Origin of the sequence: Kingella potus (genome assembly GCF_900451175.1) — a bacterium.
In the GTDB taxonomy this organism is placed as follows: domain Bacteria; phylum Pseudomonadota; class Gammaproteobacteria; order Burkholderiales; family Neisseriaceae; genus Neisseria; species Neisseria potus.
In genome coordinates, this window is sequence record NZ_UGJJ01000003.1 from 290,134 (window position 1) to 311,139 (window position 21,006).

The 21,006-nt window shown below is 58.2% G+C and carries 17 protein-coding genes, 1 tRNA gene and 1 pseudogene; 14 read left to right on the top strand and 5 right to left on the bottom strand.

Translation table 11 applies throughout. The features are described 5' to 3' along the window. Positions 1–67 precede the first annotated feature (67 nt). On the bottom strand, positions 68–232 hold the full coding sequence (locus tag DYE40_RS12705) for a hypothetical protein (RefSeq protein ID WP_172461270.1): 165 nt from the start codon (positions 230–232) through the stop codon (positions 68–70). Positions 233–1,093: 861 nt separating this feature from the next. After that, positions 1,094–4,378 carry a TonB-dependent receptor gene (locus DYE40_RS11425; RefSeq protein WP_115309210.1) on the bottom strand — a complete coding sequence of 1,095 codons (3,285 nt, stop codon included), beginning with the start codon at positions 4,376–4,378 and terminating at the stop codon, positions 1,094–1,096. A 598-nt stretch (positions 4,379–4,976) separates the two neighbouring features. Here DYE40_RS11425 and DYE40_RS11430 point away from each other — a divergent pair. The 5 genes from DYE40_RS11430 to orn all read left to right on the top strand — a co-directional run bounded on the left by DYE40_RS11430 (position 4,977) and on the right by orn (position 11,617). After that, the gene (locus DYE40_RS11430; protein WP_115309211.1) at positions 4,977–5,903 is read left to right on the top strand and encodes a Slam-dependent surface lipoprotein; all 927 of its coding nucleotides are present in this window, start codon (positions 4,977–4,979) and stop codon (positions 5,901–5,903) included. A 118-nt stretch (positions 5,904–6,021) separates the two neighbouring features. Then, positions 6,022–7,482, top strand: coding sequence for a surface lipoprotein assembly modifier (locus DYE40_RS11435; protein WP_115309212.1), 1,461 nt, complete (start codon positions 6,022–6,024; stop codon positions 7,480–7,482). 1,316 nt (positions 7,483–8,798) lie between these two features. Further along, complete coding sequence (gene hisC, locus DYE40_RS11445) at positions 8,799–9,869, top strand: histidinol-phosphate transaminase (protein WP_115309214.1); 1,071 nt, start codon at positions 8,799–8,801, stop codon at positions 9,867–9,869. A 50-nt stretch (positions 9,870–9,919) separates the two neighbouring features. Then, a complete protein-coding gene (gene hisB / locus DYE40_RS11450; protein ID WP_115309215.1) occupies positions 9,920–10,834 on the top strand; it encodes an imidazoleglycerol-phosphate dehydratase HisB in 915 nt (304 codons plus the stop codon). 231 nt (positions 10,835–11,065) lie between these two features. Continuing rightward, positions 11,066–11,617 carry an oligoribonuclease gene (orn, locus tag DYE40_RS11455; RefSeq protein ID WP_115309216.1) on the top strand — a complete coding sequence of 184 codons (552 nt, stop codon included), beginning with the start codon at positions 11,066–11,068 and terminating at the stop codon, positions 11,615–11,617. A gap of 308 nt (positions 11,618–11,925) precedes the next feature. On the opposite strand, the gene DYE40_RS11460 is transcribed toward orn, so the two are convergent. Next, positions 11,926–13,029 carry an IS481 family transposase gene (locus DYE40_RS11460; protein WP_425451197.1) on the bottom strand — a complete coding sequence of 368 codons (1,104 nt, stop codon included), beginning with the start codon at positions 13,027–13,029 and terminating at the stop codon, positions 11,926–11,928. Positions 13,030–13,180: 151 nt separating this feature from the next. Then, positions 13,181–14,013 (bottom strand): annotated as a pseudogene (locus DYE40_RS13320) (integrase core domain-containing protein). A gap of 341 nt (positions 14,014–14,354) precedes the next feature. On the opposite strand from DYE40_RS13320, the gene DYE40_RS11470 reads away from it, so the two are divergent. The 9 genes from DYE40_RS11470 (at position 14,355) to DYE40_RS11510 (ending at position 20,235) form a co-directional block, all read left to right on the top strand. Then, complete coding sequence (locus DYE40_RS11470) at positions 14,355–14,813, top strand: hypothetical protein (protein ID WP_115309218.1); 459 nt, start codon at positions 14,355–14,357, stop codon at positions 14,811–14,813. Positions 14,814–14,872: 59 nt separating this feature from the next. After that, positions 14,873–15,373, top strand: coding sequence for a DUF1841 family protein (locus DYE40_RS11475; RefSeq protein WP_115309219.1), 501 nt, complete (start codon positions 14,873–14,875; stop codon positions 15,371–15,373). Between the two features lie 76 nt (positions 15,374–15,449). Next, complete coding sequence (locus tag DYE40_RS11480) at positions 15,450–16,310, top strand: phosphoribosylaminoimidazolesuccinocarboxamide synthase (protein WP_115309220.1); 861 nt, start codon at positions 15,450–15,452, stop codon at positions 16,308–16,310. A gap of 7 nt (positions 16,311–16,317) precedes the next feature. Continuing rightward, complete coding sequence (locus DYE40_RS11485; protein WP_115309221.1) at positions 16,318–17,583, top strand: RsmB/NOP family class I SAM-dependent RNA methyltransferase; 1,266 nt, start codon at positions 16,318–16,320, stop codon at positions 17,581–17,583. A 163-nt stretch (positions 17,584–17,746) separates the two neighbouring features. Next, complete coding sequence (locus tag DYE40_RS11490; protein WP_115309222.1) at positions 17,747–18,406, top strand: lysophospholipid acyltransferase family protein; 660 nt, start codon at positions 17,747–17,749, stop codon at positions 18,404–18,406. Positions 18,407–18,531: 125 nt separating this feature from the next. Then, positions 18,532–18,849 (top strand): YbjQ family protein, encoded by a 318-nt coding sequence (locus tag DYE40_RS11495; protein ID WP_115309223.1) that lies wholly within the window; start codon positions 18,532–18,534, stop codon positions 18,847–18,849. A 10-nt stretch (positions 18,850–18,859) separates the two neighbouring features. After that, positions 18,860–19,360, top strand: a complete 501-nt coding sequence (locus tag DYE40_RS11500) for a YbjQ family protein (protein WP_115309224.1) — start codon at positions 18,860–18,862, stop codon at positions 19,358–19,360. Between the two features lie 167 nt (positions 19,361–19,527). Further along, complete coding sequence (locus DYE40_RS11505) at positions 19,528–20,067, top strand: type IV secretion protein Rhs (RefSeq protein WP_115309225.1); 540 nt, start codon at positions 19,528–19,530, stop codon at positions 20,065–20,067. A 92-nt stretch (positions 20,068–20,159) separates the two neighbouring features. After that, positions 20,160–20,235: transfer RNA gene (locus tag DYE40_RS11510), tRNA-Asn, on the top strand. Positions 20,236–20,450: 215 nt separating this feature from the next. Here DYE40_RS11510 and fur read toward each other — a convergent pair. Beyond that, positions 20,451–20,879 carry a ferric iron uptake transcriptional regulator gene (gene fur, locus DYE40_RS11515; RefSeq protein ID WP_115309297.1) on the bottom strand — a complete coding sequence of 143 codons (429 nt, stop codon included), beginning with the start codon at positions 20,877–20,879 and terminating at the stop codon, positions 20,451–20,453. Positions 20,880–21,006 lie beyond the last annotated feature (127 nt).

A 21,006-nucleotide genomic window follows, 5' to 3' on the forward strand; every position in this document is an offset into this window, starting at 1 on the left:
TTGCCGAAAGTTCGGGCAACGGTTACCGCCAAACCATCAACCGCGTGCGCCGCTTAGGCGACGCACCCTACACGGTGCGGCGCGGAAAAACGGACAGGCCGTCTGAAAAGCCAGATTTTGTTTTCAGACGGCCTTTGCCGCTAAGGTAGGGTGTGTGCCGCAGCCGCGCACGCGTTCCCAATATTTCGGAAAGATGCAGGCTGCGGCTGCAAACGGCTCGTCCGACACCCATCCAACTCCCTCCCCTGCGCCCGCGCGGGGGAGGGCTGGGGAGGGGGTAGCGGTTTGCAAAACCGCTTTGCCTGCCGCCCTGCTGCCCTGCAAATGTCTGCCAAGCGGCAACAGCCCCCACCCTAACCCTCCCCCGCAGGCGGGAGAGGGAACAAACGTCAGAGGCCGTCTGAAAACAGTTTTTCAGACGGCCTCTATCTGTTTTATGAACCGCCGCACCAAATATCTGCAACCATCTCCAAGCGAGTGCGCGGCTGTGCCACACACCACGCAACCATCCCGTAGGGTGTGTCGCCTAAGGCGACGCACGCGTTTCCCTGACTCTTGGTACAAAGGCCGTCTGAAAATTTGCTTACGGATTTTCAGACGGCCTCTATTCCCTCTCCCGCTTGCGGGGGAGGGTTAGGGTGGGGGCTGTTGCCGCTTCGGCTGCGCTTGCGGGCGGGAAATCGGTTCTGCAAACCGCCACCCCCTCCCCGGCCCTCCCCCGCGCGGGCGCAGGGGAGGGAGTTTGGCTAGTGGCGGATTGGCGTTTGCAAGCCGCGTCGGCATTTTGCCGAGAGTCGGGGACGCGTGCGTCGCTTAGGCGACACACCCTACGGGATGGTTGTAGGGTGTGTGGCGCAGCCACGCACGCGGCTTATGTTTTCAGACGGCCTTATTTTCCAAATGGCAAGGAACGCGTGCGTCGCTTAGGCGACACACCCTACTTGGGATTTGTGCAGGGTGTGTGGCGCAGCCGCGCACGCGGTCTTCTTGTGGGAAAACATGAGGCCGTCTGAAAATCAGGTGGCACGTGCGCCGCCTTTGGGCGGCACACCCTACACAGGTTCCCGTGCTGTTGCAAACTCTGCCGTTCCGCTTAGAATTTCCCTGTAAATCCGAACGTTACCGCCCTGCCCGGGGCGGGTACGGGCACGTTGGACATGGGGTCGAGGTAGTAGCGGTTGGTGAGGTTGGTGATGCCCAGGTTCAGGCCGAAGTTTTTGCCTATCCGGTATTTGGCGTACATATCGAACACCAGCGAGGCGCGCCAGTGGTAGGGGCGGCCGGTGGCTTCGAGGATGCGCGCCAGGCCTTGCGCGGCCAGTTCGTCCTGCTGTTTGGTGCTGACGGTGCTGTGGTAGGTGCCGCGCATTCCGAGCTCGAGGCGGTTGTTCAGGCGGCGCGTGCCGGCATCGAGGTTGAGCGAGTATTTGGGCTGCATGGTCTGGTAGAAGCGGGTCGCGCCGAAGCCGCCGTCGATACATTCGGGGATGCGGTTGTTGTAGATGTCGTAGTTCCATGCGGTGGTTTTGTCGCACACGCGCTGTTTGAGGCGGTAGTTCGCACCGAAGGTGGCAAACCATTTGCCGCTGTCGATACGGCTTTGCAGCTCGATGCCCGAAGTCTGTTTTTTCTCGTATTGGACGATGTTTTTGTTTTCGCTGATGTCGATGGCGTTGCGGATGGTGTTGTCGTAGTAGGTGATGCGGATGTCGCCCGCTTTGAGCCGCTTGGAGTAGGGGGCGAAATTGAAGGCGTAGCCGATTTCCCAGTTGGTGCTGCGCTCGGGCTTGAGGTCGAATTCGAAATTATAGGGGTCGAGCAGATTGACATTGGTGGTGGTGGCTTCGTAGATGCTGGGGAAGCGGGTGGCTTGGGCAAAGCGGAAAAACAGGCGGCTTTTGTCGGTGAGATCGTAGCTGACGGCCAGCAGCGGCGACCAGGCGCGGGCTTTGAGGTGTTTCGGAGTCGGCCACACTTCTTCTTCGGTGGCAGGCCTTTTTCTGACGGAATACGCATTTCTTGCCGCCTGATCGGCCTGATCTTTCCTTTCCAGATAAGTCAGGCTGCCCCTACCGTACGTTGCCAAACCATTCAGGTATTTCAAATAGCTGCCCCGCAATCCCTGCGGATTGTCTGCCCGTTCGTCAAACTGGCCTTTGCGGAACAGCGGCCCCTGATATTGGCCGTTGGTATAGGGCGCGTAGGCGTATTTCAGGCGGTACACCGCGCCGCTGTCGCTGTTTTCCCCGTTGCGGTCGGTAATTACGATTCCATCCCTGCCTCTTGTATTTCCCTCGACATGATCGTAATCGTAGCCGTATTTTATTCTGAATGCGTCATATAGCCTTTGCTGTGTATTGGGATCTCTGCCACTATTATCAACAATCCTCCGTATATCATCTGCTTCCTCTTTGTTGCCGATAATCTCGTAGTAAGGCAACTCCGCGCCGATGATGTAGCCGCTGCTGCTCTGCCCGCCCTCCATATCGGAAGAATAAAACGGATTGCGCTTTGCCTTACGCTCCTTAGCCAGCGCGTCATCATATGCCCAGAATTTGTCGTAGCGCACGCCCGCCTGGATATTCAGGCGGGCTGTCGGCTGCCAGTCAAACACCAGGCCGCCGCCCCATTCGTGGCGGCGGCCGGCGCGCGGGCCGGCAATGGCGGTGGCGGTGGTCAGCGAATTGATGATGCCGAAAAAATCCCTGTCGTTGGTGGTGATTTGGGTATTTTCATCCAGCTTTTCGTGCTGGATATTGGCCGACAGGGTCATGCTCAGATTGTCGGTGAGGCGGAAGCGGTTGCTGATGTCCGCGCCGAGGCGGGTGGCGCGGGTGCGCTGCTCCGATCCCGATTTGACGCGGTATGCGCCTTCGACGGGAGCCGGATCGTTCGGCTCTTGCGCGGGGATTGTACCGTCGGCCACCAGCTCGTCGCAGGACATATTGAGGTTTGCCAGCCTGTATGGTACTTGGTGTCTGATAAAGCAGGATACCCAGTTGTCGTAATTGGAATCGCCAAAGGTAACGCCCAGCTCGGGGCCGCCGTTTTGATGGCGGCTGCTGTCGGTGCGGATGCGCCAGATATTGGCCTGCAAATCTATCCAGCGGCTGTTTTCCGGCTGCCACGAATAGCCGAGCTTGTAGCTTTTGGTGTCGATATGCGAATTTAAGCCCTGAATCGGATACACCGCAGGCTGCTGGCCGACAAAGTTGTAATCTTGGCTGAAGCCCAGTGCCATAGCTACATAGAAAGGATTGACTTCGCCGAAATCGACACGGGTGCGCAGATGGCTGAGGCTGATGGTCTGATTGTGCGGCAGATGCCAGTTGTTTTTCAGCAGCAGGCTTTTGCTGGCAACATTGCTGTTCATTACCTCTTCGCCCGGGATATAGAGCTTGGCCATATTGGGAATCATGGTGGCGGAGGTGTTGCCGGTGTCGGCATGGTCGGAATCGTATTCGGGATTGTAGAGATAGCCGCCCGCGCCGCGCTTGCCGGAGAAATAATTGCCTTTTTTGCGGTCGCTGTATGCAATCAGGCCGTCGGCAATATTTGTTTTGAAAGCGGCCGCGATCATGCCGGAGCGGTCGCCTTTGAAATTAGATAATTTGTGGCTGCGGCTGCGCGGGCGCGGAAAATCATCGAAATCCAAAGCCTGATAGATTTCGCCCGTGCCGCCCACCTGTCCGGTCGGCCCGTCGGCTATCGGGCGGCTCGGAATGGTGCGGTAGTCTTCCCAGCCCAGATATTGCAGATTATTGACGGTAGGCAGGGCGGTGTTGTCGGACAGGCTGCCCTTGATTTGGATGCCCCATTTGTCGCCCTCCGGCACTATATCGTCGGCTTCGATGGTGCTGATGGCCACCGCGCCGCCCACGCCCGATTTTATGCCCCGCGTCATGGCGGGGCTTTTTTCTACGGCAATGCTGCGGAACAGGGCGGGATCGACATAATTCCGGTCGGCCGTGCCGTAGTTGTTCATCCACACGTCCACGGTCTGCTCCGTGCCGTCGATGGTAACGGGGATGCGGCCTTTGCCGGAAATGCCGCGTATGCTGGGGGTGATTGCGCTGCCGGCATTGCGGGTGTTCATATTGTATACGCCGTTCAGGCCTTTCAGAATGTCGCCCGCCGCGTCGGTTTGGTAGCGTTCGAGATATTCTTTGCCCAGATAGGCGTTGGATACGTTTTTGCTGTATTGCTGCGCTTCGCCTTTTTCGTCGGCCTTCATGCGTTTGCCGTGTACGGTTACGGCATCGAGGGCGTTGCTTTCGGCGGCGTTTTGCGCGGGCGCGGCATCTTCCGCCCAAATTTCCGGCGTGCAGAAAAGCAGGCCGAGGCAGGCGGCCAGAGTGTTCAGCTTGGTATGGTTCATGGTTCGCTCCTTGTTTGTCGGCGGGTGCTTCGGCAGGGAGGCTGCCTCGGCGGCGGATAGGAAGCGGCTTGTGTTTTTGGGATTTCGTAGATGTAAGGAAGACCGTTCTGCGACGGCTGCGGCGGATTGTACGGTATTTGCAAATTTTTAATAAGGCTGCGGCAGCTTTCTTTACATTTCGAGATGACGGAAATAGTATCGCTATCGGGTGCATAGCCGGCTATAAATTTGAAAAAACATAAAAAATAAACCATGCTTGAAATTTTCATATTTGTTTTCAATGTGCAATCTTTACACAATTGCATCCTTTACAAAAAAAAATCGAAAAAAATACTTGTAAAACAGAAAACACAGGATTATCATCCGCAGCCATAAGTAAAGCAGAGTTGCGGCAGCTTGGCACTAGGCTGCCGCAAACCCCGGCAAATTTTACAAATCCCGCCTTGCCGGGCGGATGCGACAATAAAGGCCGTCTGAAAAAACAAGCGGCCGCCTCTCGGAAACACAAACCTGCCGCAAGTTTTGCGCCCCGCGCAAAAACCGCAGGCTGGTTTCGACAACAGCCTTTCTTTCCTCATCCTTAACGAAAGGACTCATCATGAGCACCCCAATGAAACTGTTGGCCGCCACTCTGGCTCTGACCGCATCCGCTTTTGCCGCCGCAGCTCCAATAAAAGGCGAATCTTCGGATAAAAACTCCGTTAATACAGAAGATGCATCGACCGCGATCCCGTTTGGCGCAGGAAAAGCTGCTTTGCAGATTAACAACAGCTCCATCCGCATCAATATCGGCGACGGCCCGGTCAAGCACATCAACAAAAAATACGGCGGCAAAGCCATCAACGGCAACAACTTTACCGCCAATGCCGACGGCACGAAGTCGCCCACCTACCTGACTGTGAAAGATGTCAACCGCGTTGCGGGGTTCTTTATGAACGATACTTTGGGACAGGTGTGGTATGAAAAACGCGCCCAAAATGTCGATGTTTATTCCGTGCGCCAGCTTGGCAATCCGAGGCTGCCCATTGCGCCGAAATTCGGCGGCCTGGTAATCGGCCAAGTGAAAAACCTTTCCAGCGGCGGCGTGTACTTCGGCGAATGGGCTCCGCGCAAAGCGGGTGCGGTGGTGCAGAACAGCACCGATCTGAACCTGAAAGATGCCAAGCACACTGTTTGGTATGCGGGCGACAATCCGACCGGAGCCACCAAAGGCCTGGCCAGCGTTACCTATGATGTGGTGGGTATCAACCAGCACACCCCGGGCAAGGAAGACTTCTATCGCGGCAAGGTAACGGCCAAGTTCGGTACTGGGAAAGATGGAACAATGAGCGGCGCGATTGCACGCGGCAGCGACAGGTTGAGCTTTGATAAAGCCACAATCGACAATGCCAACGGCAAGTTCTCCGATACAGCGCAAGGCATGAACGGCCGATTCTTCGGCAAAGGCGCGGAAGCGATGGCAGGTATCGCCACACGCAAAGCAGGCAGAACCGACGACATCGCCTTCGGCGGCCGCAAGCAATAAGGCTGCATAAAAAACGTTTCATGATTTCAAAATACTCCTTTTATAGTTGATCAAATTAAAAAAGCAGGCAGGGGAAACCGGAGCGGCATCACGGTTTCCCCGCTTGTTTGGAGCTCCGATGGACAAACACCTCCTGCTGCTGGGTGCCCTGCTGCTCTGCCACGCCGCCCGCGCCGACGACGACGACACCCGCCTGCTGCTCGACGGCTCGCGCCTGCAAATGCGCCAGCAGGAAGCCGCCGCCTTTTCAGACGGCCTCCCAAGCAGCGGCAGCATCGAAATCGACGGCGAAACCTATCTCGTGCCGGACACGGCACACGATTTGGAACTGGGCATTTACTACGCGCTCGACGGCCGGCAATGGGCAAAAGTGCGGGAATTTGCCGCCCGCTACCGCCGCCTGCCCGATCACAAGCCGCAACTGGTGCTGCTGGCCGAAGGGCTGGAGGCACGCGCCGGGGGCAATATCCCCGCCGCGCTGGAAAAAATGCAGGCCGCACACCAAAGCGCGCCCGACGATGTGCGGATTGGCCTGGAACTGGCACGGCTCTACGGCGAAGACGGCCAAACCCGCGAATCGCAGGCGCAGTTCAAACAAGTTTTGCCCGCCGAAATGCCGCCCGAAACCCGCGAAATGGTGCAGGCCCACCTCCAATCGCTCGACCAACGCCGCCAATGGCACGGCAGCATCAGCATCGGCGGCGGCTACAACGACAATATCAACCAGGGCAACGGCAAACGCGAATGCGCGGGTATGTTTATGGGGCAGTGTTTCAGCTACCGCAGCCTGCCCGCGCCTGTCGGCTCGCCGTTTTGGCAATACAGCGCGGTGGCCGCCAAAAAAATCCCGCTGCGCGGCCACCACAACCTGCTGCTGCGCCCGCTCGCCTACGGCACGAAATACCGCCGCGACGACACACAGTCCGAGCCGCCCGAACCATACAGCGAAAACACCGCCGCGCTGTATGCGGGCTACGAATACACCGATGCCGACGACGATTTCACGTTTACCCCCTATTTCGAACATTACTATCGCGGCGGCCGCAGCCGCTACCGCGCATGGGGCGCGGAAGCAGGCTGGGAACGCAATCTGAACGCCAAATGGTCGCTCAACGCCCGCGCCGAAGCCAAGCGCGTGAAATACCTCGAACAGGAGCGGCAGTATTACAGCGACTACACCCTCTACTCGGGCGGGCTGGGGCTGGGCTACACGTTTTCAGACGGCCTCGGCCTCTACGGCGGCCTCGACCTCGCCCGCCGCAAATACCCCTACGCCGCATCCAGCAGCAAGGAATACACCGCCCGCCTCGGCGGCTACAAAATGTTTCAAAACGGCATCTATTTCAACGCCGCCGCACTCCGCCGCCTCGCCCGCTACGACGCAGGCAGCTACCTCACCGCCGGCGAACCGCGCCGCGACCGCCAAACCATCTTCACCGCCGCCATCGGCGCATCGAAATGGTCGTTTAAAAACATCTATCCCGAGCTGCGCTTCAAACGCACCACATCCCGCAGCAATTCCGATTTTTACGTCTACCGCCAAAACGAATTCGCACTGGCTTTGAAATACCGTTTTTAAACGCGGCAGGTATCGGGTATATAAAGATAAAAAGGCCGTCTGAAAACCATATTCCGGTTTTCAGACGGCCTTCTGCTGCAATCGCGGAAGCTCGTGCGCCGCCTTTGGGCAATACACCCTATGTGGGATTTATGTAGTGTGTGTGGCGCAGCCACGCACGCGGCTTATGTTTTCAGACGGCCTTATTTTCTCGAAAATTGGAGAACGCGTGCGTCGCCTTTGGGCGACACACCCTACGCGGAATGGTTGTAGGGAGTGTGGCGCAGCCGCGCTTTTCAGACGGCCTTTATCCCCTCTCCCGCTCTGCGGGGGAGGGTTAGGGTGGGGGCTGTTGCCGTTTCGGCTGCGTTAGCGGGCGGGAAAGCGGCTCTGCAAACCGCCCCCTCCCCAACCCTCCCCCGCGCGGGCGCAGGGGAGGGAGTTTGGATTAGCGTTTGCGAGCCGTGTCGGCATCTTGCCGAGAGTTAGGGGACGCGTGCGCCGCCTTAGGGCGACACACCCTACTTGGGATGTGCAGGGTATGTGGTGCAGCCGCGCTTTTCAGACGGCCTTTATCCCCTCTCCCGCTCTGCGGGGGAGGGTTAGGGTGGGGGATGTTGCCGTTTCGGCTGCGTTAGCGGGCGGGAAAGCGGTTCTGCAAACCGCCCCCTCCCCAACCCTCCCCCGCGCGGGCGCAGGGGAGGGAGTTTGGATTAGCGTTTGCGAGCCGTGTCGGCATCTTGCCGAGAGTTAGGGGACGCGTGCGCCGCCTTAGGGCGACACACCCTACGGGATTGTTGCAGGATGTGGCGCAGCCATGCACGTGCTTGCAGCCAGTTGCAGATATTTGGTGCCGCAGTGAATAAAACAGAAATAGAGGCCGTCTGAAAATACTGTTTTCAGACGGCCTCTATCCCTTCTTCCGCGCGAGTGCAGAGGAGGGAGTTTGGTTGGTATTGGATTAAGGTTTGCCAGCCGCAGCCTGCATCATCGGGTAGGGTGTGTCGCCCACAGGCGACGCACGCGTTCTTCGCAGCAGTACAAAGGCCGTCTGAAAATCCGTAAAGCAGATTTTCAGACGGCCTTTTTATATCCGGCGGCGGTGCTAATGTTTTTCCGTTTTTCTTTTGCTATTCCGTTATAAAAAAGCAAAACGGATACCGCAGGGCGGCACGCTGCGGCAGGAGTGATGCGTAAAATATCATATAATTTTAATTTTTCCCGAATATTTATGTATAATGCGCAGGAAATGTTATCGCCTTTTTCATGCAGACGTTTGCAAAAACATTGTGTTTTGAAGCAAAACGCATGATATTCCTCAAGGAAATCATTTGCCCATGAATACAATACAAAACCTTGTACGGGAAAACATAAGGAAGATGTCGGCCTATGCTGTGGCCGATGTGCCCGCTTCCTTTATCAAGCTCGATGCGATGGAGCTTCCCTGCCGTTTTCCCGAATCATTACGGCGGGAGCTGGCGGCGGAGCTGGCGGAAGCGGAAATCAACCGCTATCCCAATGCCGCAGCCTGCGGCTTGCAGCCGCTGCTGCGCGATGTGTTCGGTATTCCCGCTGCGGCGCGGATTGTGTTGGGCAACGGCTCGGACGAACTAATCCAGCTTCTGACCCTGCTTTTGGCCAAGCCGGGCGCGAAGATGCTGGCTTTGGATCCGGGCTTTGTAATGTACCGCCACAATGCCGCGCTGTTCGGCATGGAGTATGTCGGCGTGCCGCTGAATGCCGATTTCACGCTGAACCTGCCCGCCGTGCTGGCGGCATTGGCAGAACACCGTCCCGCGCTGGTGTTTCTCGCCTATCCGAACAATCCGACGGGTGTGGGCTTTGCCCGCGAAGATGTGCAGGCGGTAATCGATGCCGCGCCGGGCGTGGTGGTGGTGGACGAAGCCTACGGCGCGTTCAGCGGCGGCAGCTTCCTGCCGCAGGCAGGCGGCATGGAAAAGCTGGTGCTGCTACGCACGTTGAGCAAAACCGGTTTTGCCGGCCTGCGTTTGGGCTATGCCTGCTGTCATCCCGTTTTGGCGGACGAATTGGAAAAAATCGTGCCGCCCTACAATATGAACCGCCTGAGTCTGGCCGCCGCCGCATTCGCCCTGCGCCATTACGGCTGGGTGGCGGAGCAGATAGATATGCTCAAGCAGGAGCGCGCCCGTCTGGCTTCGGCGTTGGCCGCGCTGCCGGGAGTGTGCGTTTTCCCCAGCGAGGCCAATTTCCTTACCGTCCGTGTAGCCGATGCCGCTTTCGTGTTCGACAAACTCAAAGAAAACGGCATTCTGATTAAGAAGCTGCACGGCACGCATCCGCTTTTGGAGGGCTGCCTGCGTTTTACCGTCGGCTCGCCCGAAGAAAACCGCCGGGTTTGCGCCGTGCTGCAAACCGTTTGCCGCTAAACAGCAAATATTTTTTCAAACACCCAACATTTTCTGAAAGGAATAAAACTATGGCCACCGATAAAAAAGCCATCCGTACCGAAAACTTCCTGCGTCTGGTCAAAGAAGCGGGCAGCGTGTCCAAACTTTCCCGCGCCTGCGGCTACAACAACCCCGCTTCGCTGCACCAGCTTAAAAACCGTCTGTCCAAGGATGATGAAAACGGACGCGGCATTTCCAGCGTGCTGGCCGCCAAGCTCGAAGCGGGCATGGGCAAGCCCAAAGGCTGGATGGACAGAAAACACACCGAACGCGCTCCGAGAGCCGCCGCACCGGATGCCGCCGCCGTACAGCATCCGCCGCTGCCCGTGCTGTTCGTGCCGCAAAACGGCGGCCGCTGCGTAACCGTTACCCGCAACACCAGCGAAACCCAAATCACCCTTACCCTGAACCTCGACGGCACGGGGCAGGGGCGTTTCGACACGGGCGTACCCTTCCTCGAACACATGCTCGACCAAATCGCCCGCCACGGCATGATTGATTTGGACATTACCTGCAAGGGCGACATCCATATCGACGACCACCACACCGTAGAAGACATCGGCATCACACTCGGACAGGCATTGAAACAGGCATTGGGCGACAAAGCCGGCATCCGCCGCTACGGCCACGCCTATGTCCCGCTCGACGAAGCCCTCAGCCGCGTCGTTCTCGACCTCTCCGGCCGCCCCGGCCTGGTGTACAACGTAAACTTCGTCCGCGCGTGGATCGGGAAATTCGATGTGGATCTGTTCGGCGAATTTTTCCACGGCATCGTCAACCACAGCATGATGACCCTGCACATCGACAACCTCAGCGGCGACAATGCCCACCACCAGGCGGAAACCGTATTCAAAGCCTTCGGCCGCGCCCTGCGCATGGCTGTGGAATACGACCCGCGTATGGCAGGCAGAATGCCATCCACCAAAGGCACGCTGACCGATTGAGGCCGTCTGAAAACACGGCGGCAAAGCGGGCGGCGCAAAGCGCAAACCGTTTGCGGCATCTGCCGCCTCCGCAACCGATGCGGGCATTTCGACAATGCCCGCATCTGCCCTGCAGTCTGCCTGTGCGCAAAGGCCGTCTGAAACGGATTTTCAGACGGCCTTTTCCTTTTGGCAGACCGGTTTCGGCTATAATCGCGCCCGTTTTTTCAAACCCGCGAAAGGCCGCCCGCTATGGCGCAAAATGCAAACAACCTCTGCTGGATCGATATGGAAATGACCGGACTCGATCCCGAAAGCGAACGCATCATCGAAGTTGCCGTCATCATTACCGATTCCGACTTGAACGTACTGGCGCAGTCGCCCGTGTATGCCGTACACCAAAGCGACGAAATCCTCGACGCGATGGACGAGTGGTGCACCGCCACCCACGGCCGCACCGGCCTGACGCAGCGCGTGCGCGAATCGCACCACACCGAAGCCGGAGTGGAGCAGGAGCTTTTGGATTTTATTGCCGCATGGATACCCGCAAAATCCTCGCCGATGTGCGGCAACTCCGTCCATCAGGACCGCCGCTTCATGCAGAAATACATGCCCCGCCTCGAAGCGCATTTCCACTACCGCAATCTCGACGTATCCACCCTGAAAGAGCTGGCCAAACGCTGGAATCCAGCCGTAGCCAAAGGCGTGGTCAAACGCGGCACGCACAAAGCACTCGACGACATACTCGAAAGCATCGAAGAAATGCGCTACTACCGCGAGCATTTTTTAAAGCTGGCCGAATAAGCCGGAAAATACGGCAGAGGCCGTCTGAAAGCTCAGCTTCACAAACAGCGGGAAACGCTTTCAGACGGCCTTTTCCAAAGTTTTTGGAACGCGTATGTCCTGCGGCAAAGCACCCTACGCGGTTGCAAAGGCCGTCTGAAATTCTGTAAAGCAGATTTTCAGACGGCCTTATTTTCCAAATGGGAAGGAACGCGTGCGTCGCTTAGGCGACACACCCTACTTGGGATTTGTGTACAGACCGGAGACATAGGTAACACATGTGCGGGGACATGGGTAACAGTTGCAGCATAACAAAATCGGTACCCGGCTCAACAGTCATCCAAGTCAATTTCGCCCAGCCGGTGATGACAAAAATACAGCACAAGCCGCCCGTCAACCCCGTCTTCGGCACGCAAAGCCACCCGTTGGCCGACCAAGGCTTTGCCGACCCGTATCTCGCGGCCTTTCAGGCTTAACCAGCCGCCTTGCTGTACTTTGAGTACGATGTCGCCCTCCAGGTATTCAATCTCCGGTAGAACCGACGGCATGGTTCTGGCACTAACACGGTAGCGCTGCGCCGGACTGTCCATGTTCAGCGCCTCGTGCGGCCGTTGGTGGTTGTAGATATGCCGCCAGTGCTCAAAATGGCTTTGCACATGCGCCAAATCGGCAAAGGTATGCGTCTGCAGGACTTCTGCTTTCAAAGTGCGGTGAAAGTGCTCGTCTTTGCCGTTGGTCTGCGGATGTGCCGGGCGGCTGTATGTCAAACGTATCCCCAGCCGTATCAGCCAGACCGCCAACGCGGTCAAACCGCCTTGCCCGCCCCACGGCGCACCGTTATCGACGTTGATGCGCTCCGGCAGGCCGTAGCGGCAAAAGGCTGCGTGCAAGACGTTTTGTACCGTGGCGCGCCGCTCGTTGTCCAAGGCTTGCAGCACAATGTTGTAGCGCGAATGGTCGTCCAACACGGTCAAGGGATGGCAACGCCCCTGCATCAGCGCAAAATGGCCTTTGAAATCCATCTGCCACAGGGCGTTGGGATAGGCGTGTTCGAAGCGCAGCCAAGGGGTGGCGGCGGCGCCGGCCTGCGGTGTAATGCGTTGATGGCGGTGGAGGATGGCGGTGATGGTGCTGGGTGCCAAAGCAATCCCCTGCTCGCGCTGCAAGAGGTGGGCGATTTTGCGCCCGCCCCAGGCGGGATGGCGGTCGCGCAGCGCCAACACTTGCGTTTCCAAGAGCAGCGGTGTGCGCTTGGGGCTGTGGTGCGGGCGGCGGGAAAGGTCGTGCATATCGTCGCGGGGCAGCCATTTGTAGGCGGTTTTGCGACTGATGGCGAAGCGGCGGCAAAGTTCGCTGATGTTGGCATCGTCTTTGCGGGCGAGGGTAACGAATTCGTGTCGTTGTTCGGGCATGGTAGTGGTTCTCCAAGGTATAGGTTTCTCCGTCTGTGGGACGGGTAAGAGTGTTACCTATGTCTCCGCACAGGTGTTACCTATGTGTGCGGTCTGTACACCGCAGGCGGGGGAGGGAACAAACGTCAGAGGCCGTCTGAAAATACCGTTTTCAGACGGCCTCTATTCTGCTTTATGTGTAGAAATCAACAGCGTTGTTTACACAACAGGTTGGGAAAAATAAGCCTGCAACACCTCAAAAGGCGTATCCCCTTTCAGGCTGCTGTGCGGCTTCACGGTATTGTAGAAATTCACAAAGCGGCACAGCTCTTTCTGCCGATGACTGGGGCTGTCAAACTGCTGTTTGTCGTGCCACATCTCCATAATCGTCCGTATCACCCTTTCGGCTTTGCCGTTGGTTTGCGGACGCGCAGGACGGGTAAACTTCTGATTGATGCCGTTCTCAAAACAGGCAACGCCAAACGCATGATTAGCCGCGCCTTTGTACTCGCTGCCGTTGTCCGAATAGATGCATTCAATCAGATACGGGCAGGGTTTGATAACGTGGTCGTTAAGAAACATGGCGGCACTGTTTGCCGTTTTGTCGGGCAAGACAGCCGCGTATAGCTCTCGTGAGAAGTCATCAATGGCAACAAACAGGTAATCGCGTTTGTCGCTAACTCTCTGCCCTTTGAGCAACGGCAGCCGTTTGGTGTCCACATGAACCATTTCGCCCGGGTAGGACTTGTTGTAGCGTTTGGCTTGCTTTTTAAGCTTCTCTTAGATGGCGCGTTCTGCTTTGGCCAAACGGCGCATTCCGTAATAGGCCTGCTTGAAGCGGTTGTTGGTGCTGTTCTGCGGCACAAGTAATTGGACTCGTGCGGCTTTGAGCACACGATAGATGGTGGTACGGCTGACCATAAAGCGGCGGGCAAGGGAAGTAACGCTTTCTTTGTTCTGTGTGTAGGCGAGCCAGATGGCTTGGCGGTCGTGTGGGACGAGGCGGGTGTTTTTGTGGATGTTCATTTACGGTATTTTCCTTGAAATACTGTAAACAACGCTAGGGGTTTCTACACTTTATGAACCGCCCTACCAAATATCTGCCCCGATCTGCAAGCGCGTGCGTGTCCGCGCCATATACCCTGCAAGCATCCGCGTATGGTGTGTCGCCCTAAGCGACGCACGCGTTTGCCGAAAGTTCGGGCAACGATGACCGCCAAACCGCAAACCGCATGCGCCGCAATGCAAAGGCCGTCTGAAAAAACCGCCGTCCCGCCTGTGGCGCATCTAAGGTTAAGAAGGATGCGCCGGATGCCTGTTTCGGTTTACAATCCGCCCCCGTACCACACCGTATATAAAGAAACGCCATGAATCCGAAAATGTTTGTCCAGCCCGCCATCCGCATCTCGATCATCGCCGCCGTGATTGCCGGCATCCTCATCCTCTTCGGCGTGCGCTGGTGGATTGCCCTGCTCTCCGTCGTACTGGCGGCCGCCGTCATCGCCCTGGCCGCCGTATGGGTTATCAAACGCCAGCGCAAACAGTTTGCCGACCGCCTCAAATCCTTCAACATCGACCCCGAAAGCGGCCGCATCAATCCGGCCGACCTGCGCCGTATGTACAACAGCGGCGGCCAGGCACAAAAAGACGCGGTGCTCATCTACTGCATGGCCAATAACAACTGCCCGCCCGCAGAAGCACACCAGTTCTTCAAAGACACCTCGCCTTTCAACGCCAAAACCCGGCAGGCGCAAATCAAAGCCGCGCAGCAGATGCAAGCGCAGCAGCGCAAAGGCAAAGGCAAAGGGCGCGGCGGCTTCCGCTGATTCTGCAACTTTCGGGCCGTCTGAAAACCTGTTCGGACGGCCCCAACCGCAAACACACCATGTACGACGTAAACACCCACGATGTCCGCCGCTTTTTCGCCCGCGTCTGGCAGGAGCGGCTCAACCCACTCGCCCTCGACGGCCTGCAACAAAAAGCCCTGCGCATCGTCGAAGCGCATCAGGAATACGCCCCCTATCTCGAACACGTCGAAGACTACCTCGACACCGAGTGGAAACCCGAAAACGGCCGCGAAAACCCCTTCCTCCATCTCTCGCTGCACCTCTCCATCCAAGAGCAGGCCGCCATCGACCAGCCTCCCGGCATCCGCTCCATCCACCAAACCCTCACCGCCCGCCACAACGGCGACTGGGTGGCCGCCGAGCACAAAATGATGGAAGCCCTTGCCGAAACCGTGTGGGAAGCACAGCGTTACGGCAAAGGCCTGGACACAAACGCCTACATGACCCGCCTGCGCCGCCTCGTCGGCCTCGGCCAGGAAGACACGCCCCGCATCAATCCCCACGAAGTGCCGCTGTCCGACAAAATCAGCGGCAGGTAAATACCGCCCGAGGCCGTCTGAAAACCAAACCGTTCAGACGGCCTCCTCTCCCCGCAATACCCACCGAAAGCACAGCATGAACAACACCAGCCTGAAAAAAACCTACTCCGGCAAAGTCCGCGACCTCTACGAAATCGATGCCGAACGGATGCTGATGGTCGCCTCCGACCGCCTCTCCGCCTTCGATGTCATCCTCGACGACCCCATCCCCGGCAAAGGCGAGATTCTCACGCAGATTTCCAACTTCTGGTTTCAAAAACTCGCGCACATCATGCCCAACCACTTCACCGGCGACACAGTATACGACGTTCTCCCCGAAGCCGAAGCACGCGCCCTTGCCAACCGCGCCGTCGTTGCCAAACGCCTCACCCCCCTCAAAATCGAAGCCATCGTGCGCGGCTATCTGGCCGGCAGCGGCTGGAAGGAATACTGCCGCAGCGGCAGCGTCTGCGGCATTCCCCTCCCCGCAGGCCTGCGCGAAGCCGACAAGCTGCCCGAAGTCCTCTTCACCCCCTCCACCAAAGCCGAAGTCGGCGGCCACGACGAAAACATCTCCTTTGTCGAATGCGAACGCATCATCGGTGCGCAACTCGCCGCCCAAGTGCGCGAAAAAGCCGTCGCCCTCTACACCGAAGCCGCCGCCTATGCCGAAACACGCGGCATCCTCATCTGCGACACCAAATTCGAATTCGGCCTCGACGAAAACGGCACCCTCACCCTGATGGACGAAGTGCTCACCCCCGACTCCAGCCGCTTCTGGCCCAAAGACCAATACCGCCCCGGCAGCAACCCGCCCTCCTTCGACAAACAGTTTGTCCGCGACTGGCTCGAACAAAGCGGCTGGAACAAACAGCCGCCCGCCCCGCGCGTTCCCGCCGAAATCATTGAAAAAACCGCCGCCAAATACCGCGAAGCCCTGCGCCTGCTCACCGAATAGTCCCGCCATGACCCCGTTCCAACTCGGCCACACCGCCGCCGTCCTTGCCGACATACTCACATTCGCCCAGCCCGCCGATGCCGCCGTATCGGCCTATTTCCGCAAGCACCAAAAACTCGGGCGGCAAGACCGCGGCGAAATTGCCGAAACCGCGTTTGCCGCCCTGCGCCATTATCAGAAAATTTCCGCCGCCCTGCCCAAGCCGCACACCGCGCCGCGCCGTGCGGCTCTGGCCGCGCTGGTATTGGGACGGGGATTCAACATCAGCCAAACCAAAGACCTCTGCGACCAAGAAGAACAAGCCTTCCTCGCCGCCCTGAAAGCACGCAAAGCCGCATTTTCAGACGGCCTCGACACCGCCGCCGAGCTGCCGCAATGGCTGATCGGCATCCTGCGCGAAAGTCTGTCCGACGAAGAAATCCTGCGATTCGGCAGCAGCGTCTCCCGCCCCGCCCCGCTGGATTTGCGGGTAAACACCCTCAAAGCCCGACGCGACAAAGTATTGGCCGCCCTGCATCAGGAAGGCCTGCGTGCCGAAGCCGCACCCTTTTCCCCGTGGGGCATCCGCCTGCACGACAAAGCTGCCCTCTACGGCCACCCGCTGTTTCTCGACGGCACCATCGAAGTACAAGACGAAGGCAGCCAGCTTCTCGCCCTGCTGACAGGCGCGAAACGCGGCGAAACCGTCATCGACTTCTGCGCCGGCGCAGGCGGCAAAACACTGGCCATCGGCGCAATGATGGCCAACAAAGGCTGCATTTATGCTTTCGACACCGCTGACAAACGCCTGGCCAAACTCAAACCGCGCATGACCCGCGCCGGCCTCACCAACATCCGCCCCGAACGCATCGACAGCGAACACGACCCGCGTACCGCCCGCCTGCAAGGCAAGGCACACCGCGTGTTGGTTGATGCCCCCTGCTCCGGCCTCGGCACCCTGCGCCGCAATCCCGACCTGAAATACCGCCAGTCGCCGGACACCGTCGCCCAGCTTGCCGTGCAGCAGCACAGCATCCTCGCCGCCGCATCCGCGCTCGTCGCAGCGGGCGGGCGGCTGGTTTACGCCACATGCAGCATCCTGCCGCAGGAAAACGAACGGCAGGCCGAACAATTCCTCGCTGAACACCCCGAATTTGAGCTGCTCGACTGTGCCACCCTGCCGGAAATCCGCAAAACCGGCCTGAACACCGGCCCCTACCTGCGCCTCGACACCGCCGAACACCGCACCGACGGCTTTTTCGCCGCCATCTTCCAATGCAAAGAGGCCGTCTGAAAACAATGCCTGCAACCTGCGTAGGATGTGTGGCGCAAGCCACGCACGCGCTCCCCGATTTCCAGCAAAGAGGCCGTCTGAAAACCGAAAACCGCGTTGCAGAATACCTCCGCCGCGTCCAAGCGCGCCTGCCGCAAACCAAACCCGTAAAAAGAAACGCAGCATGAACAACCCCGTCAAACAACAGCTTGCCTGGCTTACCGACCAAGCCCTGTGCCTGCTCGTTTCCTTCCTCACCGGCATCCGGCCCAAACCCGAAAGCAGCCTGCCCTTCCCGCCGCAGCACACCGTTTACTACGCCAACCACGGCAGCCACGGCGACTTCCTCCTCGTTTGGATTGCCCTCCCCCGCCGCTGGCGCAGGGCGGCACGCCCCGTTGCCGGAGCCGACTACTGGCTTACAGGCCGTCTGAAACGCTTCGTCATCCAAACCGTCTTCAACGCCCTGCTCATCCCCCGCCACAGCGGCCTGGCGCAGGAAACCACCGCAAAAATGGCTGCCGCCCTCGATGGTGGCCACGCCCTCATCGTCTTCCCCGAAGGCACCCGCAACACCGACGACACCGCCGCCCTGCTGCCTTTCAAATCCGGCATCTACCATCTCGCCCGCAGCCGTCCCGCCACCCGCTTCGTCCCCATCTGGATAGACAACATCAGCCGCGTCCTGCCCAAAGGCAAAATCCTCCCCGTCCCCCTGCTGTGCGACGTACACATCGGCGCACCCCTGTTTTTGCAGGAAAACGAAGACAAAGACAGCTTCCTGGAGCGCAGCCGCGCCGCCCTCCTCGCCCTCGCCCCGCCCCAGCGTGAAAAGGCCGTCTGAACACACCGCTCCGGTAAAAAACCGCCGCCGCAACCAGCCGTTCTTCCGTATAATGCGAACGCTTTTCAGACGGCCTCAAACCGTCCCCAAAGCCCTTTTACCCATACCCCAAACAGGAGAACACCATGCTCATCACCAACATCGAAACCGTCCCCGGCCGCACCATCACCCGCCACATCGGCCTGGTACAAGGCTCCACCGTCCGTGCCAAACACGTCGGCCGCGACATCATGGCCGGACTCAAAAACATTGTCGGCGGCGAACTCAAAGGCTACACCGAGCTGCTCGACGAAGCCCGTAACGAAGCCCTGCAACGCATGATTGCCCAAGCGCGGGAAGCCGGTGCCAACGCCGTCGTCAACGTCCGTTTCTCCACCGCCTCCGTCGCCGCCGGCGCAGCCGAAATCTTCGCCTACGGCACAGCCGTCGTCATCGGAGAATAGGAACCGAGCCATGAACCAGCCCGACACCGCCTCCATCATCCTCGCCGCCTGGCCGCTCTGGCTTCCCCTCATCCTCCTGGCCGCCGCCGCCTTCATCGGCCGCTACAACGCAAAAAAACACCTCGCCGACCTCGCCGAACGCGAAGCCGCGCTGGCCCATATCGCCCTGATTTCCGTCAAACACCCGCCGTCCGACTTTTACGAAGGCGAACTCGTTTACGGCAGCGTCGTCCTCTCCGGCGACCGCTTCAGCCGCGTCATCGCCTTCTTGCGCAAAATCATCGGCGGCCACATCGGCGTATACGAAACCTTGATCGAGCGCGCCCGCCGCGAAGGCATCCTGCGCATGAAAGAAAAAGCCGCCGCACTCGGCGCGGACACCGTGTACAACGTCAAACTCGACACCATCACCCTCTCCCCGCCCACCCAGCCGAACAACGGCGGACAGGCCGGCACAGTCGAAATCCTCGCCTACGGCACAGCGGGAAAAACCAAACGGCAGGCCGTCTGAAAAAACGGTTTACGCAGCAACAATGCCAAGCCGCACCGCTTGCGCAGGGAGTGTCGCCAGCGACGCACGCCCCCCAAACTTTCAGAAAAAAGGCCGTCTGAAAACCATTTCTCCCGCGTAGAAAGCGCACTTTCAGACGTCCTCATCCGCCTCCTGCACCACAGCACATGACCGAATCCCGCCGCCTCACACCCGACGAAACCCGCGCCGCACAAACCGTATTCGGCCCCCATCTGGACTATGCCGCCGTCCGCATCCACCGAGGCCTGCCCCTGCTGCCGCAATATCACACCGCCGTTTCCCCCAACGGCCGCATCTATTTCCCCCAAACACACTACCTTCCCGACTACACCCGTGCCGCACCGGGCTACACGCTGTGGCTGATACACGAACTGACCCACGTCTGGCAATGGCAGCACGGCTTCAAAACCTGGCTGGGCGGCCTCATCCTCGCCGCCCGTGGCGGCTACCTCCGCCGCCGAGCCTACCGCTGCCCGCCCCTGCACGAAATACGCAGATTTTCCGATCTCAATATGGAGCAGCAGGCCGAAACCCTCGCACGCTGCTATGCCGTCCTTCATTCCCCGCATACGCACACAGCAGTACAAAACGATGCCTGCCGCCGCATCCTGCAACAATTCTCCGCCCAAACCCCGTCCGACAAGCTGCTGCCCCGCTACTTCGCTGCCATGAGAAAAATTAAATAAGCTGTTTATTTATCGGCTTAGCGGCAAATCCGTTTGCAAACGAACGCAAAATTTGACAAAAAATCCGCCCAAGCTATAATGCGCGTCTCCTTTCCCCGATAGCTCAGTCGGTAGAGCGACGGACTGTTAATCCGCAGGTCCCTGGTTCGAGCCCAGGTCGGGGAGCCAATACAGATGTACAAGAAAAATCTCCACAATGAAATGTGGAGATTTTTATATTTTGGGCTTCAAAAAATCCGCACGCCCCTATCTCGGAAACAGAAAATCCGGTTTTCTGTTTCCAAACGCGGTTTGTCCAAAAATTCCCAAACGTTTCCCGATAACAAAACAGGCATCCGAAATACTCAGGATGCCTGTTTTGCTGTATGGGAATAGCAAGAAAATCAGCGTTTTTCCTTTTTCTGGCAAGTGCTGCACACACCGTACATATACAGTGCGTGATCAACAATGCGGTAGCCGTGTTCTTCGGCCATTCTGTCTTGCAGCTCTTCGATTTCCTCGCTGTGGAACTCGGCCACTCGGCCGCATTTGACACAGACAATGTGGTCATGGTGTCCGCCGGTATTCAATTCGTACACCGCTTTACCGGTTTCAAAATGATGGCGCAGCAGAATACCCGCCTGCTCAAACTGGGTCAGTACGCGGTAGATGGTGGCCACACCGATCTCCACATCGCTTTCCAAAAGCATACGGTACACATCTTCCGCGCTCATATGCTCTTTCGGATGTTTTTCAAACAGATCCAGGATTTTCAAACGGGGACCGGTTACTTTCAGGCCGCTGTCTCTCAGTTGTGCAATATTGTTGTCCATATAATCAGGCTCTTTCATATCGTAGTTGGATGATTGCCGCTATAATACGCAAATTTGACGCGCTTGCCCACTATCATTTGATAAAAATTTTCAAATAAAATCTTTGTCGTGTATAACACCCGTTTTC